The sequence below is a fragment of the Clostridium sp. chh4-2 genome (genome assembly GCF_002899675.1).
Classification (GTDB): Bacteria; Bacillota; Clostridia; order Lachnospirales; family Lachnospiraceae; genus CHH4-2.
This window is the reverse complement of sequence record NZ_PKUU01000023.1, coordinates 43,485-57,106: the sequence shown is the minus strand read 5'-3', so window position 1 is coordinate 57,106 and position 13,622 is coordinate 43,485. Positions and strand designations below refer to the sequence as shown.

Genomic DNA, 13,622 nt, shown 5'->3' with positions numbered 1-13,622 from the left:
AGCCGGATTGTCGATGAATTATAGGGTGAATCCATAGAATGTTATCACGAAAGTAGAAAGTTACAACGGCAGATCATAGGATTTAATCACAGAAAAGGAAAGTAAATATTTACGAAAAAGGAAAGAAGGGTTACAGTAAGATCATCAAACGGATGTGCACATCCCAACAACAAACAACAAATTAAAATGAATAACAGGGGGTTTTTATTATGTTAAAGAAAGCCATTGCAGGATTGCTGGCCGCTACATTAACCGTAGGATCCTTAGCAGCGTGCGGAAGTGCACCGGCATCTAAGGGAACAGAAGCGAAGACAGAGGCGCAGAGCAAAGATCCGGGTCAGAATCAAAGCCAGGAACAAAGCCAGGATCAAACCCGGGAACAAAATGAAGAACCATTAAAGATTCAGATGACGGTTCGTCTGTTTGACCAGGTTCCTGATATGAACAATACATATTGGCAGGAATATCAGAAAAGAACAAATACGGAATTAAAGGTAGAATGGATTCCGGATGGGGATTATACGACAAAATTAAACCTGATTTTGGCTTCCAAACAGATTCCGGAAGTATTAGTTGCGAACTTATCAAAGAATTTGAACGATCCTTCTTTTATCAATGCAGTGCAAAACGGCGCATTTTGGGATTTGACCGATGTGTTGGGAGATTTCAGCAATTATCCTAATTTAAGGGATAAGGTAGCGCCTGAAGCATGGGAGACAAGCAGAATCAACGGACGCATCTACGGAATTCCACAGAGTGTGCCGAAGGTTCAGGGAGCGCCGATCATACGTGAAGATCTTGTAAAAGCCGCCGGAATGGAGATGCCGAATACCATGGATGAGCTTCTGGATGTGCTGGAAGCGGTGGTTGAGAAGAATCCTAATATGGTAGGACTGGTTTCCAAGCAGGATGTATTTTTAGGAGGAAGCGGCGGTTTGGCGTCTGCATTTGGAGTGGACGATCCTTATTATAATGAAGAAGGCGGTCTGGTATACCAGAAACTGACTCCGGGATTCACCGACTATGTGGAGTGGATGAGGGAAGCGTATGAAAGAGGCATTCTGTCCAAAGAATTTTCCGTTATGAAGCCAACCCAGGCCACAGAGATGTTCCAGTCTGGATCAGCCGTAACCATGATCAATGAGTCCGGCCGCTGGTGCTATCCATTTACAAAGACCCTTGAGAAAAAGAATCCGGATGCGGTTGCACAGTTTGTTCCGCTGCTGGAAGGAAAAGAAGGATGCTATGCGGTGGACGCAGGAACAGGCGTAATCGACAGCATGTTTATATCCAAAGCGGTTCCGGAAGAAAAAATGCTGAAGATACTGGATTATTTTGAGAAAACTACCACGGAAGAATTTTATGACCTGACCACATATGGCGTGGAAGGCGTTCACTACAATGTTGTTAACGGAGAAAAAGTGATGACAGAGCTGCGCGATCAGGAGATGGGCTCCAGCGCGCCATGGCAGGTGCTCCCGTTAATGTACAACCCATTTATGAAGATCGACAGTACGGCTGCTCCGGAAGAATACAACCAGGCTCAGAGAGAACTGTTCGACAGCTACGGTTATCTGGAAAAAGCCCGCACCAATCCGTTCTATATTGCCACAAGCCAGAAATGGATCAACGTATGGCCTAAATATTCCCAGGATTGGGCTGCCAAAGGTGTTCAGGCTGTTACCGGCCAGATCTCCATGGACGATTACCGGGCTTATGTTGACGAATTAAATGCAAAGCCTGAGATGAAAGAAGCTTATCAGGAATTTGCTGCCAGCTATAAGGCGGTTGTATCAGAATAGAAGAATGAGTTAAAAAGCTATTACATCTCTATGTAATAGCTTTTTAAAAAGAAGGAGGAATGGGAGTGCCGAACGCAAAAGAAACCCCTTACAGGCGGACGTTAAGGCGCATGTATCAGGGACGGTATGTGTATTTGCTGATGCTTCCGGGGATTATTTACTTTATTATCTTTAAATTCATCCCTATGGGAATGCTGGGCATTATATTTCAGGATTACAACCCCTATGTGGGGATGGCGGGAAGCCAGTGGGTCGGCCTGAAGCATTTTAAGGAATTGATCCAGGATGATTATTTTTATCTGATGCTGCGCAATACCCTGTGTATTAATTTCCTGAATCTTTTATTTCATTTTCCGGTGCCGATTGTGCTGGCGCTGTTATTGAATGAAATTAAAAATGAGAAGTTCAAACGGTTTAACCAGACCATGCTCTATCTGCCCCATTTTTTGTCCTGGGTTATCGTAGCCAGCATGACGTTTTTCCTGCTGTCCGTGGATGTGGGCGTGGTGAATAAAGCATTGGCAACTATGGGCAGCCCTACCGTATCATTTTTGTCCGAACCAAAGCTGTTTTGGGGCATTATTGTATCCCAGAACATCTGGAAAGAGGCGGGCTGGGGAACCATCATTTTCCTGGCTTCGATTTCGGCCGTGGATATGGAACAATATGAGGCTGCAGTTATGGATGGGGCCGGGCGTCTGCAGAAAATCTGGTACATAACTTTGCCGGCCATCGCTCCTACAATCGTTACGCTGCTGATTCTCAAGCTGGGAACCATATTAAACGTAGGATTCGAACAGATTTTGCTGATGGCCAATCCTTCCGTCAACAGCGTGGCAGAGGTATTCGACACCTATGCATACCGGCTGGGTATTATCCAGGGAAATATCAGCTTTGCATCTGCGGTCAGCGTATTCAAGGGCCTGGTTGGATGTCTGTTCGTATGGGTTTCCAACCGGATCGTGAAAAAAATGGGATACGAAGGGATCTATTAAGGGGGTGAATGGAAATGAAACCGAAAAAAAAGAAATTATCTGCCGGCGATCTGATCATATCTGCAGTTGTATTGGTGATTTCGCTGATGTGTGTGCTGCCGTTTCTGTACGTGCTCAGCATCTCATTTACAGATCCGGCCGCATATGAACCGTTTAAATTTTACCTGCTGCCGCCTAAATGGTCGCTGGAATCCTATAAGTACATTCTGTCGACACACAGCTACATCAATTCTTTAAAAAGCACGCTGTTCATCACCATTGTGGGAACCGTGCTGGATCTAGCGGTCACTCTGTCCATGGCCTACGGCCTGACGAAAACAGAGCTTCCGGGACATAAGCTGATCTACGGAATGGTCATTGTCACCCTGTTTTTCAACGCAGGAACCATCCCCACCTATCTGGTGGTGCAGAAGCTGGGTCTGCTTAACAGCTACTGGGCATTGATCTGGTCTTCCCTGACAAGTGCGTGGCATCTGGTAGTGGTGTGTTCCTTCATTAAATCCATTCCGCTGTCCTTAGAGGAGGCGGCGAGGATTGACGGATGTAGCGAGGTGGGCGTGTTCTTTAAGATCATCCTGCCGCTGTCCATGCCGATTATAGCCACATTTACCCTGTTTTTTGCCGTAATGCACTGGAACACGTATTTCGACGCCATGCTGTACATATCGGATACGGAAAAATGGACTCTTCAGCTGATGGTAAAACAGCTGGTAATCGATGCGGATGCCTCCGGCGTGGCCCAGTCCTTTAACGATACGGCTCCGCCTCAGGAAACCATGCGTATGGCTTCCGTGGTGCTGAGCATGCTGCCGATTATGTGTATTTACCCGTTTTTACAGAAACATTTCGCAAAAGGCGTAATGGTGGGCTCCGTAAAGGGCTAGTTAATTAAATTGAATGGAGAATAAAAAATGGAAAGAAAAATTTCAACCGTACTGACGACTGTAGCATACGATGGGTGGCACTGGGATAAGCTGGCGGATGCGCTGGCTCCTGCCGAGATCATAAAAGTGGATAAAAATGATGTAGAGGGCATTTCAAGAGCCCTTCAGAAAGCGGATGTGGCTATTCTTGGAAGCGATTTAAACGACCAGATTCTGAATGAAGGAAAGAATCTGAAATGGATTCACTGCGACCATGCGGGACTTAACTTTTCCGCCCGCCCGGAGATATTTGAGCGGGGCATCATGCTGAGCGGATCGGCAGGCAGATCCGGCCCTGTGCTGGCGGAACACACCTTCTTTCTGGCTCTGTCCCTGATCTATAAAATCCATGATGTATCGGCCCAGCAGAAGAACCATATCTGGGGCGGCCGCATGTACGTGGAAAGCCGGGGCATGTATTCAAAAACCATGGGCATCATCGGCATGGGATTTACCGGAAAAGAAGTGGCAAAACGCGCTAAAGTATTCGGTATGAACGTATTGGGATATGACAGAAGCTGTGACACCCTGCCGGAAGGCGTTGATGAAATATTCTGCGCGGATAAAGGGGAAAGCGTGGATGAACTGCTGAAGCGCAGCGATATCGTCGTATTATCCGTCCGGTTATCCGATGAAACCTATCATATGATCGATGAGCACGCATTTAAAATTATGAAGCCCACCGCCCTTTTAATCAATATGGCAAGAGGATCGATTGTGGACGAAGAAGCCCTTGCAAAAGCCTTAGCGTCCGGCGAGATCGCAGGAGCCGGCTGTGATACCTTTGAATATGAGCCTTTAAGCGGGGACAGCCCGCTGTGGGACCTGGAAAATATGGTGATCACTCCCCACTGCACGCCGGAAATGCCTGATCTGGTGGCTCAGTCCCTGGAGATTATCTGTGACAATATAAATCGTTACCGGGAAGGACGGCCGCTTAGAAACCAGCTGGCCGACAGGGATGTTTATACGAAAACAAGGCCGAAAGAATGAGATCAAAGATGACAAAGGAGCCGCGATATGAGAAAATTAGAAGTAGAACTGACGGACTGGAGCGTGGGACAATACGATTCCAATCTGCCGGATCATATACAGCCTACGGCTGTAAAGGACGCCATGAAAGCGGAAGTGCCGGGCTGCGTGCAGTATGATCTGATGCGCCACGGCAGGCTTAATAACCCATATGCGGGCACTCAGGCCGCCTTTGACGCCGCCTGGGTGGCTAAGAGCGACTGGCTGTATGAAACTGAATTTGACGCCCCGTCCGAATACGGAATGTACGGTACGGTGATTCTCAAATTATGGGGTGTGGACACATTTTCAGAGGTTTGGCTAAACGGAGTATTCCTGGGAAAAACGGCCAATGCATACCGAAGCTATGAATTTAAGGTGGATGCCTCCGTTCTGGTTTTGGAACATAACCGCCTTCAAATCCGCATTCAAGCCCATTCGCGCATGATTGAGGATAAGATCGGGGCCGCAGAGTGCTTGAAAAGAGGGGATGGAACGGAAGGCCTGCTGGGAAAATCCCTGATCCGTCGTTACCAGCGCAGCTTTTTCACAAATTCCAGCCTGCTAAATGTGGGAACCGGAGTGTTGGGAATCGGGATCAACCGGCCTGTGGAGCTGTATTTTTACCCGGCCGCGTATATTTCAGACGTATCCTACGCTACGGATGCGATCGGGCCGACTGCCCGCGGACGGGTGAGCGTAAGCGTTAAAAACGCAGGTGCGGATACAAAAGTGCGGATATCCCTGATGAAAAAGGACGGAACCTGTGTCTGGGAAACCGGTTATGACGCTTTGGAAGAAGAACGGGAAACCGGGATTACGGTTACCGATCCGAATCTGTGGTGGCCTGCGGGGTATGGAGAATCTTATCTTTATACGCTGAAAGTTTCCCTCATGGAGGGAGAGACGGTGACGGATGAAACGGAGAGGCAGATTGGAATCCGTACTGTGGAAATTGTGGAACGGACGGAGACGGGACAGAAGACATTTTACATTGCCGTAAACGGGCAGAAGATTTACGCTCACGGGCAGAACTACATACCATTTGATTATTTAAAGGTGTATGGAACCAGAGAACAGTATGATGCCATGTTCACTCTGCTTGAAAAAAGCCATGTGAATTTGGTGCGCGTATGGGGCGGAGGCGCTGTGGAGGATGATTCGTTTTTTGCGGAATGCGATCGAAGGGGAATTCTCATCTGGCATGACCTGTTTCTGCACAGCAACGTGTACCCGGATTACGATTCTGAGTTTGTGCGGGAATTTTTGGAAGAGACGGAAGGCGTGCTGAAAACCATCCGTTCCCATCCATGCATCTGCTTAGTCTGCGGAGGCAACGAGCAGTTGGAGGGATGGGATGAATACGGCTGGCAGCAGGAACTGGACCGTTTTTACGGAAGTTCCCTGCCTTTAGAACATGTGCCGGGCCTGGTGAAGAGAATTTGCCCGGAACTGCCCTATATCTGCAATTCTCCTCACGGAGGGAAATACTGTCAGTCACCTGCCGAAGGCGACTGCCACTGCTGGGGCAATTATTACAATGCATTTAAAGATCCTTTGTTTGTAAGCGAAACCTGCTGGACAACGGAAAGCTATTCCCGCCCGGAAACATTGGAAAAATATATGGGTCTGGATTTAAAGGAGTTTGAAGGCGCCGGATGGGCGGAAAAATGGGCGAAGCTTACTTCCCTCCCGCTTTTTAACAGAAGGCCGTTCAGCAGCTGGTTTGACGTCACTTCCCTGCGCGGTTACCTTCATGCGCTTGAGGTGGAACAGGCCAGGGCAGATTATAATGCGCTGAGCCAGTTCCGTTTTACCGGCCCGTCCAACAACGGAATTATCTATTGGTCCTTTAATAAGGGAGGCCCTCTGTTCCAGTTCGGATGCGTGGATTATGACGGCCGCCCGATGATGAGCTATTATGTGGTTCAGCGTTTGTACAGCGGAATATCCATATTCCCTTACCGTGATCTGTGTGATGTGAGGGTGATGCTTTCCAACCATCTGCCTTCTTCCGCCAATGTCAGACTGGATGCATTCCACTTAGACGAAGAGGGAACCGTGCTTCAGGAATTCCACAAAGAGACGGTTTGCCAGTCCGGTGAACTTTTGACCGCATTAACGCTTAAACAGCTGTATTCTAAGGTTCGGGACCGCACTAAAGAGACTGTTTTTGTGCGCGCCTATGCGGACGGCCGCATCGTTTCCGAGGATCTGCTTCTGTTCTGCCCATATGGAGAATTGGAACTGGTGAAAAAACCAATACAGGCTTCCGCTAAAAAGACGGGGCAGGGCCAGTGGGAATTGACCGTCCATTCAGAAGGAATGGTGCAGATGCTGGAAATAGAATGCGATCGGAAGATCGTCTGTGAAGACAATTATTTCCCAATGATGGCAGGGCAGGAGAAGCTGGTTAAGATCACAGCGCTGGAACACGTGAATCCAGATATCCCGCTTAAACTGCATATAGGCAGTCTGGGAGATGAGCAGATAATTGATTTGGAACTGTAAATAGGAGGAGATAGGGATGAGTTTTTCAAAAGATTTTGTCTGGGGTGTAGCCACCAGCTCTTATCAGATTGAAGGAGCCGCACAGGAAGACGGAAAAGGGCTGTCGCTTTGGGATATATACAGCCACCAGCCGGAAAAGATATTCGAAGGCCATAACGGGGACATTGCATGCGACCATTACCACCGTTACAAGGAAGACATCAGACTGATGGCGGAACTGGGCGTTCAGGCATACCGGTTTTCCGTATCCTGGCCCCGGGTTCTGCCCCAGGGAACCGGAACGGTAAATGAAAAGGGCATTCAATTTTACAGCGATCTGGTGGATGAAATGCTGAAATACGGAATTACCCCGTACCTCACGCTGTACCATTGGGATATGCCCTATGAGCTGTACCGCCGGGGCGGCTGGATGAACCCGGATTCCCCCAAATGGTTTGCCGAATACGCCGGCCTCATCGCCTCCCGCCTCGGCGACCGGGTGAAGAACTATATGACATTTAACGAACCGCAGGTATTTATCGGCCTGGCATTTGTGGACGGAGTGCATGCGCCGGGCCATAAATACGGCAGGAAAGAAACACTTCAGATGGCCCATCATGTGCTGCTGGCCCACGGCCTTGGTGTGCAGGCGGTCAGAAGTGCGGTTCCTGACGCAAAAATCGGCTATGCGCCCACATCCAACGTGCCTGTACCGGTAACGGAACGCGCTGAAGATATCAATGCCGCCCGCCGCGCATTTTTCGAAATGCCTGTAAACGGAGACTGGTCCTGGAATGCCGCCTGGTGGAGCGATCCGGTTTTACTGGGACATTATCCGGAAGACGGAATGAAGATTCTGGAAGCGGATCTGCCGTCAATCGGTCAGAATGATATGAAAATAATCGGTCAGCCGTTGGATTTCTACGGCCAGAACATCTACCGGGGCGTTCCCACCCGGGCGGACGCAGAAGGCAATCCGGAGACCGTGCCCTATCCCATAGGCGATCCAAAGACCGCAATCGGATGGCATGTGAATTTCGACTGTCTTTACTGGGGAACCAAGTTCCTTTATGAGCGCTATAAAACGCCGATCTTCATCACGGAAAATGGAATGTCTTCCCATGACTGGGTGCATTTAGACGGAAAAGTCCACGATCCTCAGAGAATCGATTACCTTCACCGCCATCTGAAATGGCTCAAAAAATCAGCGGAAGAGGGCGCCCGGATCGCAGGCTATTTCCAATGGAGCTTTATGGATAATTTCGAGTGGGCAAGAGGATACAATGACCGGTTCGGCATCGTTTACGTAGATTATGCCACCCAAAAACGAATACCAAAAGACTCTTTCTATTGGTACAAACAGATAATTAAAGAAAACGGAGAATATCTGTAAAAAATCATGTTTTTATAGTGTAAGCAATATAAGAAGCGTACAAGTACAGCAGATCGTAATAATTATCAAGGTGCTTGCCGCAAAGGGATGCGATGCGTTTCATACGGTACTGAATGCTGTTCCTGTGAATATGGAGCGCTTCGCATACGGCGGTGATGTCGCCGTTATACTGCAGATATGCGATGACCGTTTCGTCAAGGTGTGCATTCTGCCCCTTGTCGGTCAATTGCCGAAATGTATCGCTCAGTTCTGCATCAGCCATTTCGGACAAGGTGATAGCCAGCTTCATCCGGTCATAGGTAAATAATTTTTCATTGGGGAAGAGGGCCTTACCAAGCTGAAGGCTTCGGAGAGCATCTGTATATACGGTATACAGGTGCTTTTTTTGTCCGCTGATTCCGATGGGGTATTCCCTGCATACGGTCTTTACACGGTTCATCTTTTTCTCCATATGAGGTTCCCTGCGGAGGATGACCAAGGTATCCCCGGCTTCGGCGGGCAGCACGTAATTATTCTCTCCCACGATATTTTGCAGTACCGGGATTGAGGTAAATGTATTGGCCGGATCATTTTCAATCAAAAGGGCGGTCATTTCCTCTGTAATATCGATTCCAAGGTTCTTTCCCCGCTTTATGAAACGGTCGTTATAATCGTCTCTGTATTGAAGCCACTCGAACAGGAACTGGTCTTTTTCCGTGTTGGAAGTGAGCGCCGTTTGGGCGGCGATTTTTTCCGCATAGATCAGCTCAACGCTTTTTCGCAGGATTTCCAGCGTGTTCTGCTCCAGCGCAGATGCCACCTCGACGACAAGGGCCCCGATTCTGCTGGAATGGTAGGTGATGGGAATGGCGGCTCCGGATACGTCCGCTCCGCTCATCCGGGTGACTTTTGCATTGGCGTTCAGCGCTTCGATGGCCAGAAGATTCATCTGGCCGATAGCGGCAGGGTCCGTGGATACGTAGACGCATCCGCTGGTATCGCAAACCTGAAGCGGGAGATTAATAACTCCGCTCAGGCTGTCAACTACTTCATGCATAATTCTGCGGTCAATCATGGTTTTACCTCCGGTACTGTTTCATATCCGAATCCGATATAAAAATTTTATTTTTTGTATTATAACAAACTTTATGATGATTAACCATATATTTTTGTGCATATATACAATAAAGACGGTTTTTTTTACATGGTATGAACGATAGATTTGTGAAAACCCTTATGATAATATAAGTCTATAAGCAAAGGAGGAGGTAATGGCCAGCACACTTTTAGACCGCTTTATGCGGTATGTAAGATGCGGAAGTGAATCTCATAATGAGAAAGCGTTTTGTGAGTTAATCGAACATGAGCTCCATCAATTGTCCATTCCTTATGAACGGCAGGAGCTGGGCCCGGAAGTGGTTACAAATGGTTGGAATATTCTGGCTAAGACGAAGGGAAAACCCCATTTAAAGCCCCTGCTTTTGGTTTTTCATATGGATACGGTGGCTCCGGGCAATAACATCGAACCCTATGTGGAAAACGGGATTTTGCAGAGCAGAGGTTCTACGATTCTGGGAGCTGACGGAAAACTGGCAATTGCCCTGGTGCTTCATTCCATTGAAAAGCAGATGGAATCTGGAATGCGGCCGCTGGAACTTTTGTTCACGGTATGTCAGGAGATGGGTCTGCAGGGATCAAAATATGCGGACTATTCTAAGATTGACAGTGAAGAAGCCGTAGTCATCGACCACTATGTGACCGGAGAAATCCTGGCCCGGACGCCAAGCGTGATTCAGATGAATGTGGAACTGATCGGCCGCGAAGCCCATGTAATTGTGGATGCGGCTTCGGGGATCAATGCGCTGCAGTCCGCCGCGGAGATCGTATCAAGACTTCCCCTCGGAAGGGTCAACGACAATTTAAACGTCAATGTTTCAAATTTCGTATCCATTTCAAGAACCAATATCATTCCCAAATACGCCCGCTTTGACCTGGAGATCAGAAGCTTTGGAAACGAGCAGTTTGAGCGGACAATCGCCGATGTGAAACGCATTATCTACGACATCGCGAAGCAATCCCACTGTGAATGCAAGGTAAATGAAAATATTATGGTTCATGAGACATTTTTCGATGAAAATGCCGATATGATAGAACGTATGAAACATGTTTATGACCTGGCCGGCATTGAGATGAAGATTGCAAAATCCTTTGGATATCTCGACGCATCATGTACCAACAATTTAGGCATCAGAACAATTCCCGTAGGTATAAATATCCATAATACGCACAGCGCAAGGGAATGTGTATATCTGGAAGATCTCGATGCCATGGAACGGCTGACCGATGCAATTATTACCGCTTTTTAAAATTTTAGGAGGAAAGAAAATGAAGGAAAAGAAAGAAGGAAAGAGTCTCAACCCGTTTTTGATTCTGGCGACAATCATAGTGCTGTGTACGATCGCTTCGTACTTTGTAATACCAGGCGCTTATGACCGTGAAACTGTTAATAACGTAACCGTGGTGGTTGCTGACAGTTATCACGCCGTTGACCGGACTCCGGTTTCATTTCTCGATATGTTCCGTTCTATTCCAAACGGACTCGTGGCTTCCGGCGCTCTTATGTTCTGCGTTATGATCATCGGCGGCGTTGTTGAAATCTACAACCGGACAGGAGTAATCGGCGCAGCCGTAAACAGCGTTTTAAAATCTTCATCCAAAGTGAGCAGTCAGGTTATTCTTGCCATCATCATGGTTTTGTTCTTTATCATCGGCGGAATCCTGGGATGGAGCGAACATATTATTCCGTTCGTGCCGATCATCATCTCCCTGGCCATTTCTCTGGGATATGACTCGTTGGTTGGTATGGCTATATCCGGTTTTGCCTGCCTGATCGCATTCGCCGTGGGTCCGTTTAACGTATATACGGTAGGTACTTCCGACACCATTGCAGAACTTCCTATGTTCTCAGGATGGGAGCTTCGTCTCGTGGTTTTGGTGGTTATCTGTCTGCTCAGCCTGTTCTGGGTACTGCGCTATGCAAAGAAGATCAAGGCCGATCCGTCGCGCAGCCTTGTTAAGAACATAGACCATTCCTCTCTTCTCATTCCAACCGATTCAGCCATGGTTCTGGACCCGATTAAAATGGTATCTCTGGTAGTAATGATCGTATCCTTTGCAGTAACCATTTACGGTATGCTGACACTTGGATGGTCATATGCTGAAATGGGTGCAATTTTCCTGATCGGCGGCATCGTGGTTGCAATCTTAAACAGGGTGAGCCCGGAAGATGTTGTCAATATGCTGATCGATGGCGCAAAGGGAGCATTTTCAGGAGCGTTAATCATCGGTGTTGCGAGAGCGGTTCAGTGGACTATGACAACAGGCGGTCTGATTGATCCTTTGGTACATGGACTTTCCAGTATTTTAGGCAATGCGTCTTCTTACGTTACCGTTGTGGGTATGTTTATCGTTAACTTTTTTGTCAATGCACTTATTCCGTCCGGTTCCGGTCAGGCAACTGCTGTTATGCCGATCATGGTGCCGCTGGCAGATATGTTACATATTACGCGTCAGACAGCCGTACTGGCATTCCAGTTTGGCGACGGTATCTCCAATACTTTCTGGTTTACTAACGGCACATTGCTGATTTATCTCGGCCTGGCAAAAGTTCCGCTGAAAACCTGGTATAAATTCATCCTGCCCCTGCAGGGAATCTTCGTCATTGTCCAGATGATTTTCCTGTTCCTGGCGTGCAGCATGAATTACGGCCCATTTTAACAGTTACACAGCATCCATAAAAGAAATATATGAGGAGTGGTATTATGAACGTTGTCGAAGAGATTCAAAAGAACAGAGAATATGCGGTCAATATACGGCGGCATTTTCACCGCCATCCGGAACTTAGCTGGGAAGAACATGAAACAGCGAAGAAAATCAGGGAAGAATTGACTAAGATGGGGATTCCCTATGTGGAGGTAGCAGATACCGGCACTGTGGCTACCCTGAAAGGAAAATCGGATAAGCCGGTGATTGGCCTGAGATGCGACATCGATGCTCTGCCTATTACTGAAGTCAAGGATCTTGAATATAAGTCCCAGAATCCTGGGGTAATGCACGCATGCGGACACGATTCCCATATCACGATGCTTCTGACTGCGGCCAAGATTCTGTCGGAGCACAAAGACGAGCTTAACTGTACCGTAAAGTTCATCTTCCAGCCGGCAGAGGAAGTGATGGAGGGAGCGGAAAAGATCCTGAATTCAGGAGCCGTGGATGATTTAGATACCGTTGCCGGAATGCACATTTTCCCATTCCTGGATGCGGGAACCATATCTGTAGATGCAGGACCAAGATATACTTCGGCTGCATTTATGAAGATTAAAATTATCGGAAAAAGCGGACACGGAGCCATGCCTCAGTTCGTGGTGGACCCGATCTATGTGGGAGCAAAAGTGGTGGATGCGCTGCAGAGTATCGCCAGCCGTGAAACCAATCCTATAGATACCGTGGTTGTCAGCGTCTGCACCTTCCATTCAGGAACTCTTTCCAATATATTTGCCCAGACCGCTGAGCTTTCCGGCACGGTGCGCACCTTCAATCCAAAATTGAGGAACGAACTTCCTGTAATGATCGAGCGGATCATCAAAAATACATGCGAAGCTTACCGTGCAACCTATGAATTCGAGTACAATCCGGGCGTTCCGCCCACCATCAACGATCCGGAATACAGCGTGATTGCAGAGGAATCTGTGCGGAAAATACTGGGAGAGAAGGGGATCGCTCATTATGCCGGAACTCCGGGCGGAGAAGATTTTTCTTATTTCCTGGAAAAATATCCGGGAATCTATGCCTTTGTCGGATGCGGCAATGAAAGCAAAGACTGCTGTTATTCCCTCCATCATGAGAGGTTCGATCTGGATGAAGACGGAATGTTAAACGGAGCGGCTTTCTATGTTCAATATCTGCTGGATGTGCAGGAAAAATTGAAAAAATAGATTTGAGGGGAACGGATTATCCTGCTTTTGCGGGA

10 protein-coding genes are annotated in these 13,622 nt (G+C 47.8%); 9 read left to right on the top strand and 1 reads right to left on the bottom strand.

Annotation, left to right across the window (positions count from 1 at the left end):
• Positions 1-209 precede the first annotated feature (209 nt).
• From C0033_RS20725 to C0033_RS20700, 6 genes are all read left to right on the top strand, one after another.
• The gene (locus C0033_RS20725) at positions 210-1,802 is read left to right on the top strand and encodes an extracellular solute-binding protein (RefSeq protein WP_103229816.1); all 1,593 of its coding nucleotides are present in this window, start codon (positions 210-212) and stop codon (positions 1,800-1,802) included.
• 65 nt (positions 1,803-1,867) lie between these two features.
• Complete coding sequence (locus C0033_RS20720) at positions 1,868-2,797, top strand: ABC transporter permease subunit (protein WP_242984566.1); 930 nt, start codon at positions 1,868-1,870, stop codon at positions 2,795-2,797.
• A 14-nt stretch (positions 2,798-2,811) separates the two neighbouring features.
• On the top strand, positions 2,812-3,681 hold the full coding sequence (locus tag C0033_RS20715; protein WP_103229814.1) for a carbohydrate ABC transporter permease: 870 nt from the start codon (positions 2,812-2,814) through the stop codon (positions 3,679-3,681).
• A gap of 27 nt (positions 3,682-3,708) precedes the next feature.
• On the top strand, positions 3,709-4,713 hold the full coding sequence (locus C0033_RS20710) for a D-2-hydroxyacid dehydrogenase (protein WP_103229813.1): 1,005 nt from the start codon (positions 3,709-3,711) through the stop codon (positions 4,711-4,713).
• Positions 4,714-4,740: 27 nt separating this feature from the next.
• Positions 4,741-7,242 carry a glycoside hydrolase family 2 protein gene (locus C0033_RS20705; protein ID WP_103229812.1) on the top strand — a complete coding sequence of 834 codons (2,502 nt, stop codon included), beginning with the start codon at positions 4,741-4,743 and terminating at the stop codon, positions 7,240-7,242.
• A gap of 16 nt (positions 7,243-7,258) precedes the next feature.
• The gene (locus tag C0033_RS20700) at positions 7,259-8,614 is read left to right on the top strand and encodes a GH1 family beta-glucosidase (RefSeq protein ID WP_103229811.1); all 1,356 of its coding nucleotides are present in this window, start codon (positions 7,259-7,261) and stop codon (positions 8,612-8,614) included.
• A gap of 4 nt (positions 8,615-8,618) precedes the next feature.
• Here C0033_RS20700 and C0033_RS20695 read toward each other — a convergent pair whose 3' ends face one another.
• A complete protein-coding gene (locus C0033_RS20695) occupies positions 8,619-9,668 on the bottom strand; it encodes a helix-turn-helix domain-containing protein (protein WP_103229810.1) in 1,050 nt (349 codons plus the stop codon).
• Positions 9,669-9,864: 196 nt separating this feature from the next.
• Between C0033_RS20695 and C0033_RS20690 the strand changes: the two genes are divergently transcribed.
• Genes C0033_RS20690 through C0033_RS20680 form a run of 3 tightly spaced genes read left to right on the top strand, consistent with a single transcriptional unit; the run spans position 9,865 to position 13,587 of the window.
• Complete coding sequence (locus tag C0033_RS20690; RefSeq protein ID WP_103229809.1) at positions 9,865-10,959, top strand: M20/M25/M40 family metallo-hydrolase; 1,095 nt, start codon at positions 9,865-9,867, stop codon at positions 10,957-10,959.
• 19 nt (positions 10,960-10,978) lie between these two features.
• Positions 10,979-12,370, top strand: a complete 1,392-nt coding sequence (locus tag C0033_RS20685) for a YfcC family protein (RefSeq protein ID WP_103229808.1) — start codon at positions 10,979-10,981, stop codon at positions 12,368-12,370.
• Between the two features lie 44 nt (positions 12,371-12,414).
• On the top strand, positions 12,415-13,587 hold the full coding sequence (locus C0033_RS20680; RefSeq protein WP_103229807.1) for an amidohydrolase: 1,173 nt from the start codon (positions 12,415-12,417) through the stop codon (positions 13,585-13,587).
• Positions 13,588-13,622 lie beyond the last annotated feature (35 nt).

Bases quoted from the DNA above. Each gene is read 5' to 3' on its own strand.
- C0033_RS20725 (WP_103229816.1), top strand. From the start codon at position 210: ATGTTAAAGAAAGCCATTGCAGGATTGCTGGCCGCTACATTAACCGTA.
- C0033_RS20715 (WP_103229814.1), top strand. From the start codon at position 2,812: ATGAAACCGAAAAAAAAGAAATTATCTGCCGGCGATCTGATCATATCT.
- C0033_RS20710 (WP_103229813.1), top strand. From the start codon at position 3,709: ATGGAAAGAAAAATTTCAACCGTACTGACGACTGTAGCATACGATGGG.
- C0033_RS20705 (WP_103229812.1), top strand. From the start codon at position 4,741: ATGAGAAAATTAGAAGTAGAACTGACGGACTGGAGCGTGGGACAATAC.
- C0033_RS20700 (WP_103229811.1), top strand. From the start codon at position 7,259: ATGAGTTTTTCAAAAGATTTTGTCTGGGGTGTAGCCACCAGCTCTTAT.
- C0033_RS20695 (WP_103229810.1), bottom strand. From the start codon at position 9,668: ATGATTGACCGCAGAATTATGCATGAAGTAGTTGACAGCCTGAGCGGA.
- C0033_RS20690 (WP_103229809.1), top strand. From the start codon at position 9,865: ATGGCCAGCACACTTTTAGACCGCTTTATGCGGTATGTAAGATGCGGA.
- C0033_RS20685 (WP_103229808.1), top strand. From the start codon at position 10,979: ATGAAGGAAAAGAAAGAAGGAAAGAGTCTCAACCCGTTTTTGATTCTG.
- C0033_RS20680 (WP_103229807.1), top strand. From the start codon at position 12,415: ATGAACGTTGTCGAAGAGATTCAAAAGAACAGAGAATATGCGGTCAAT.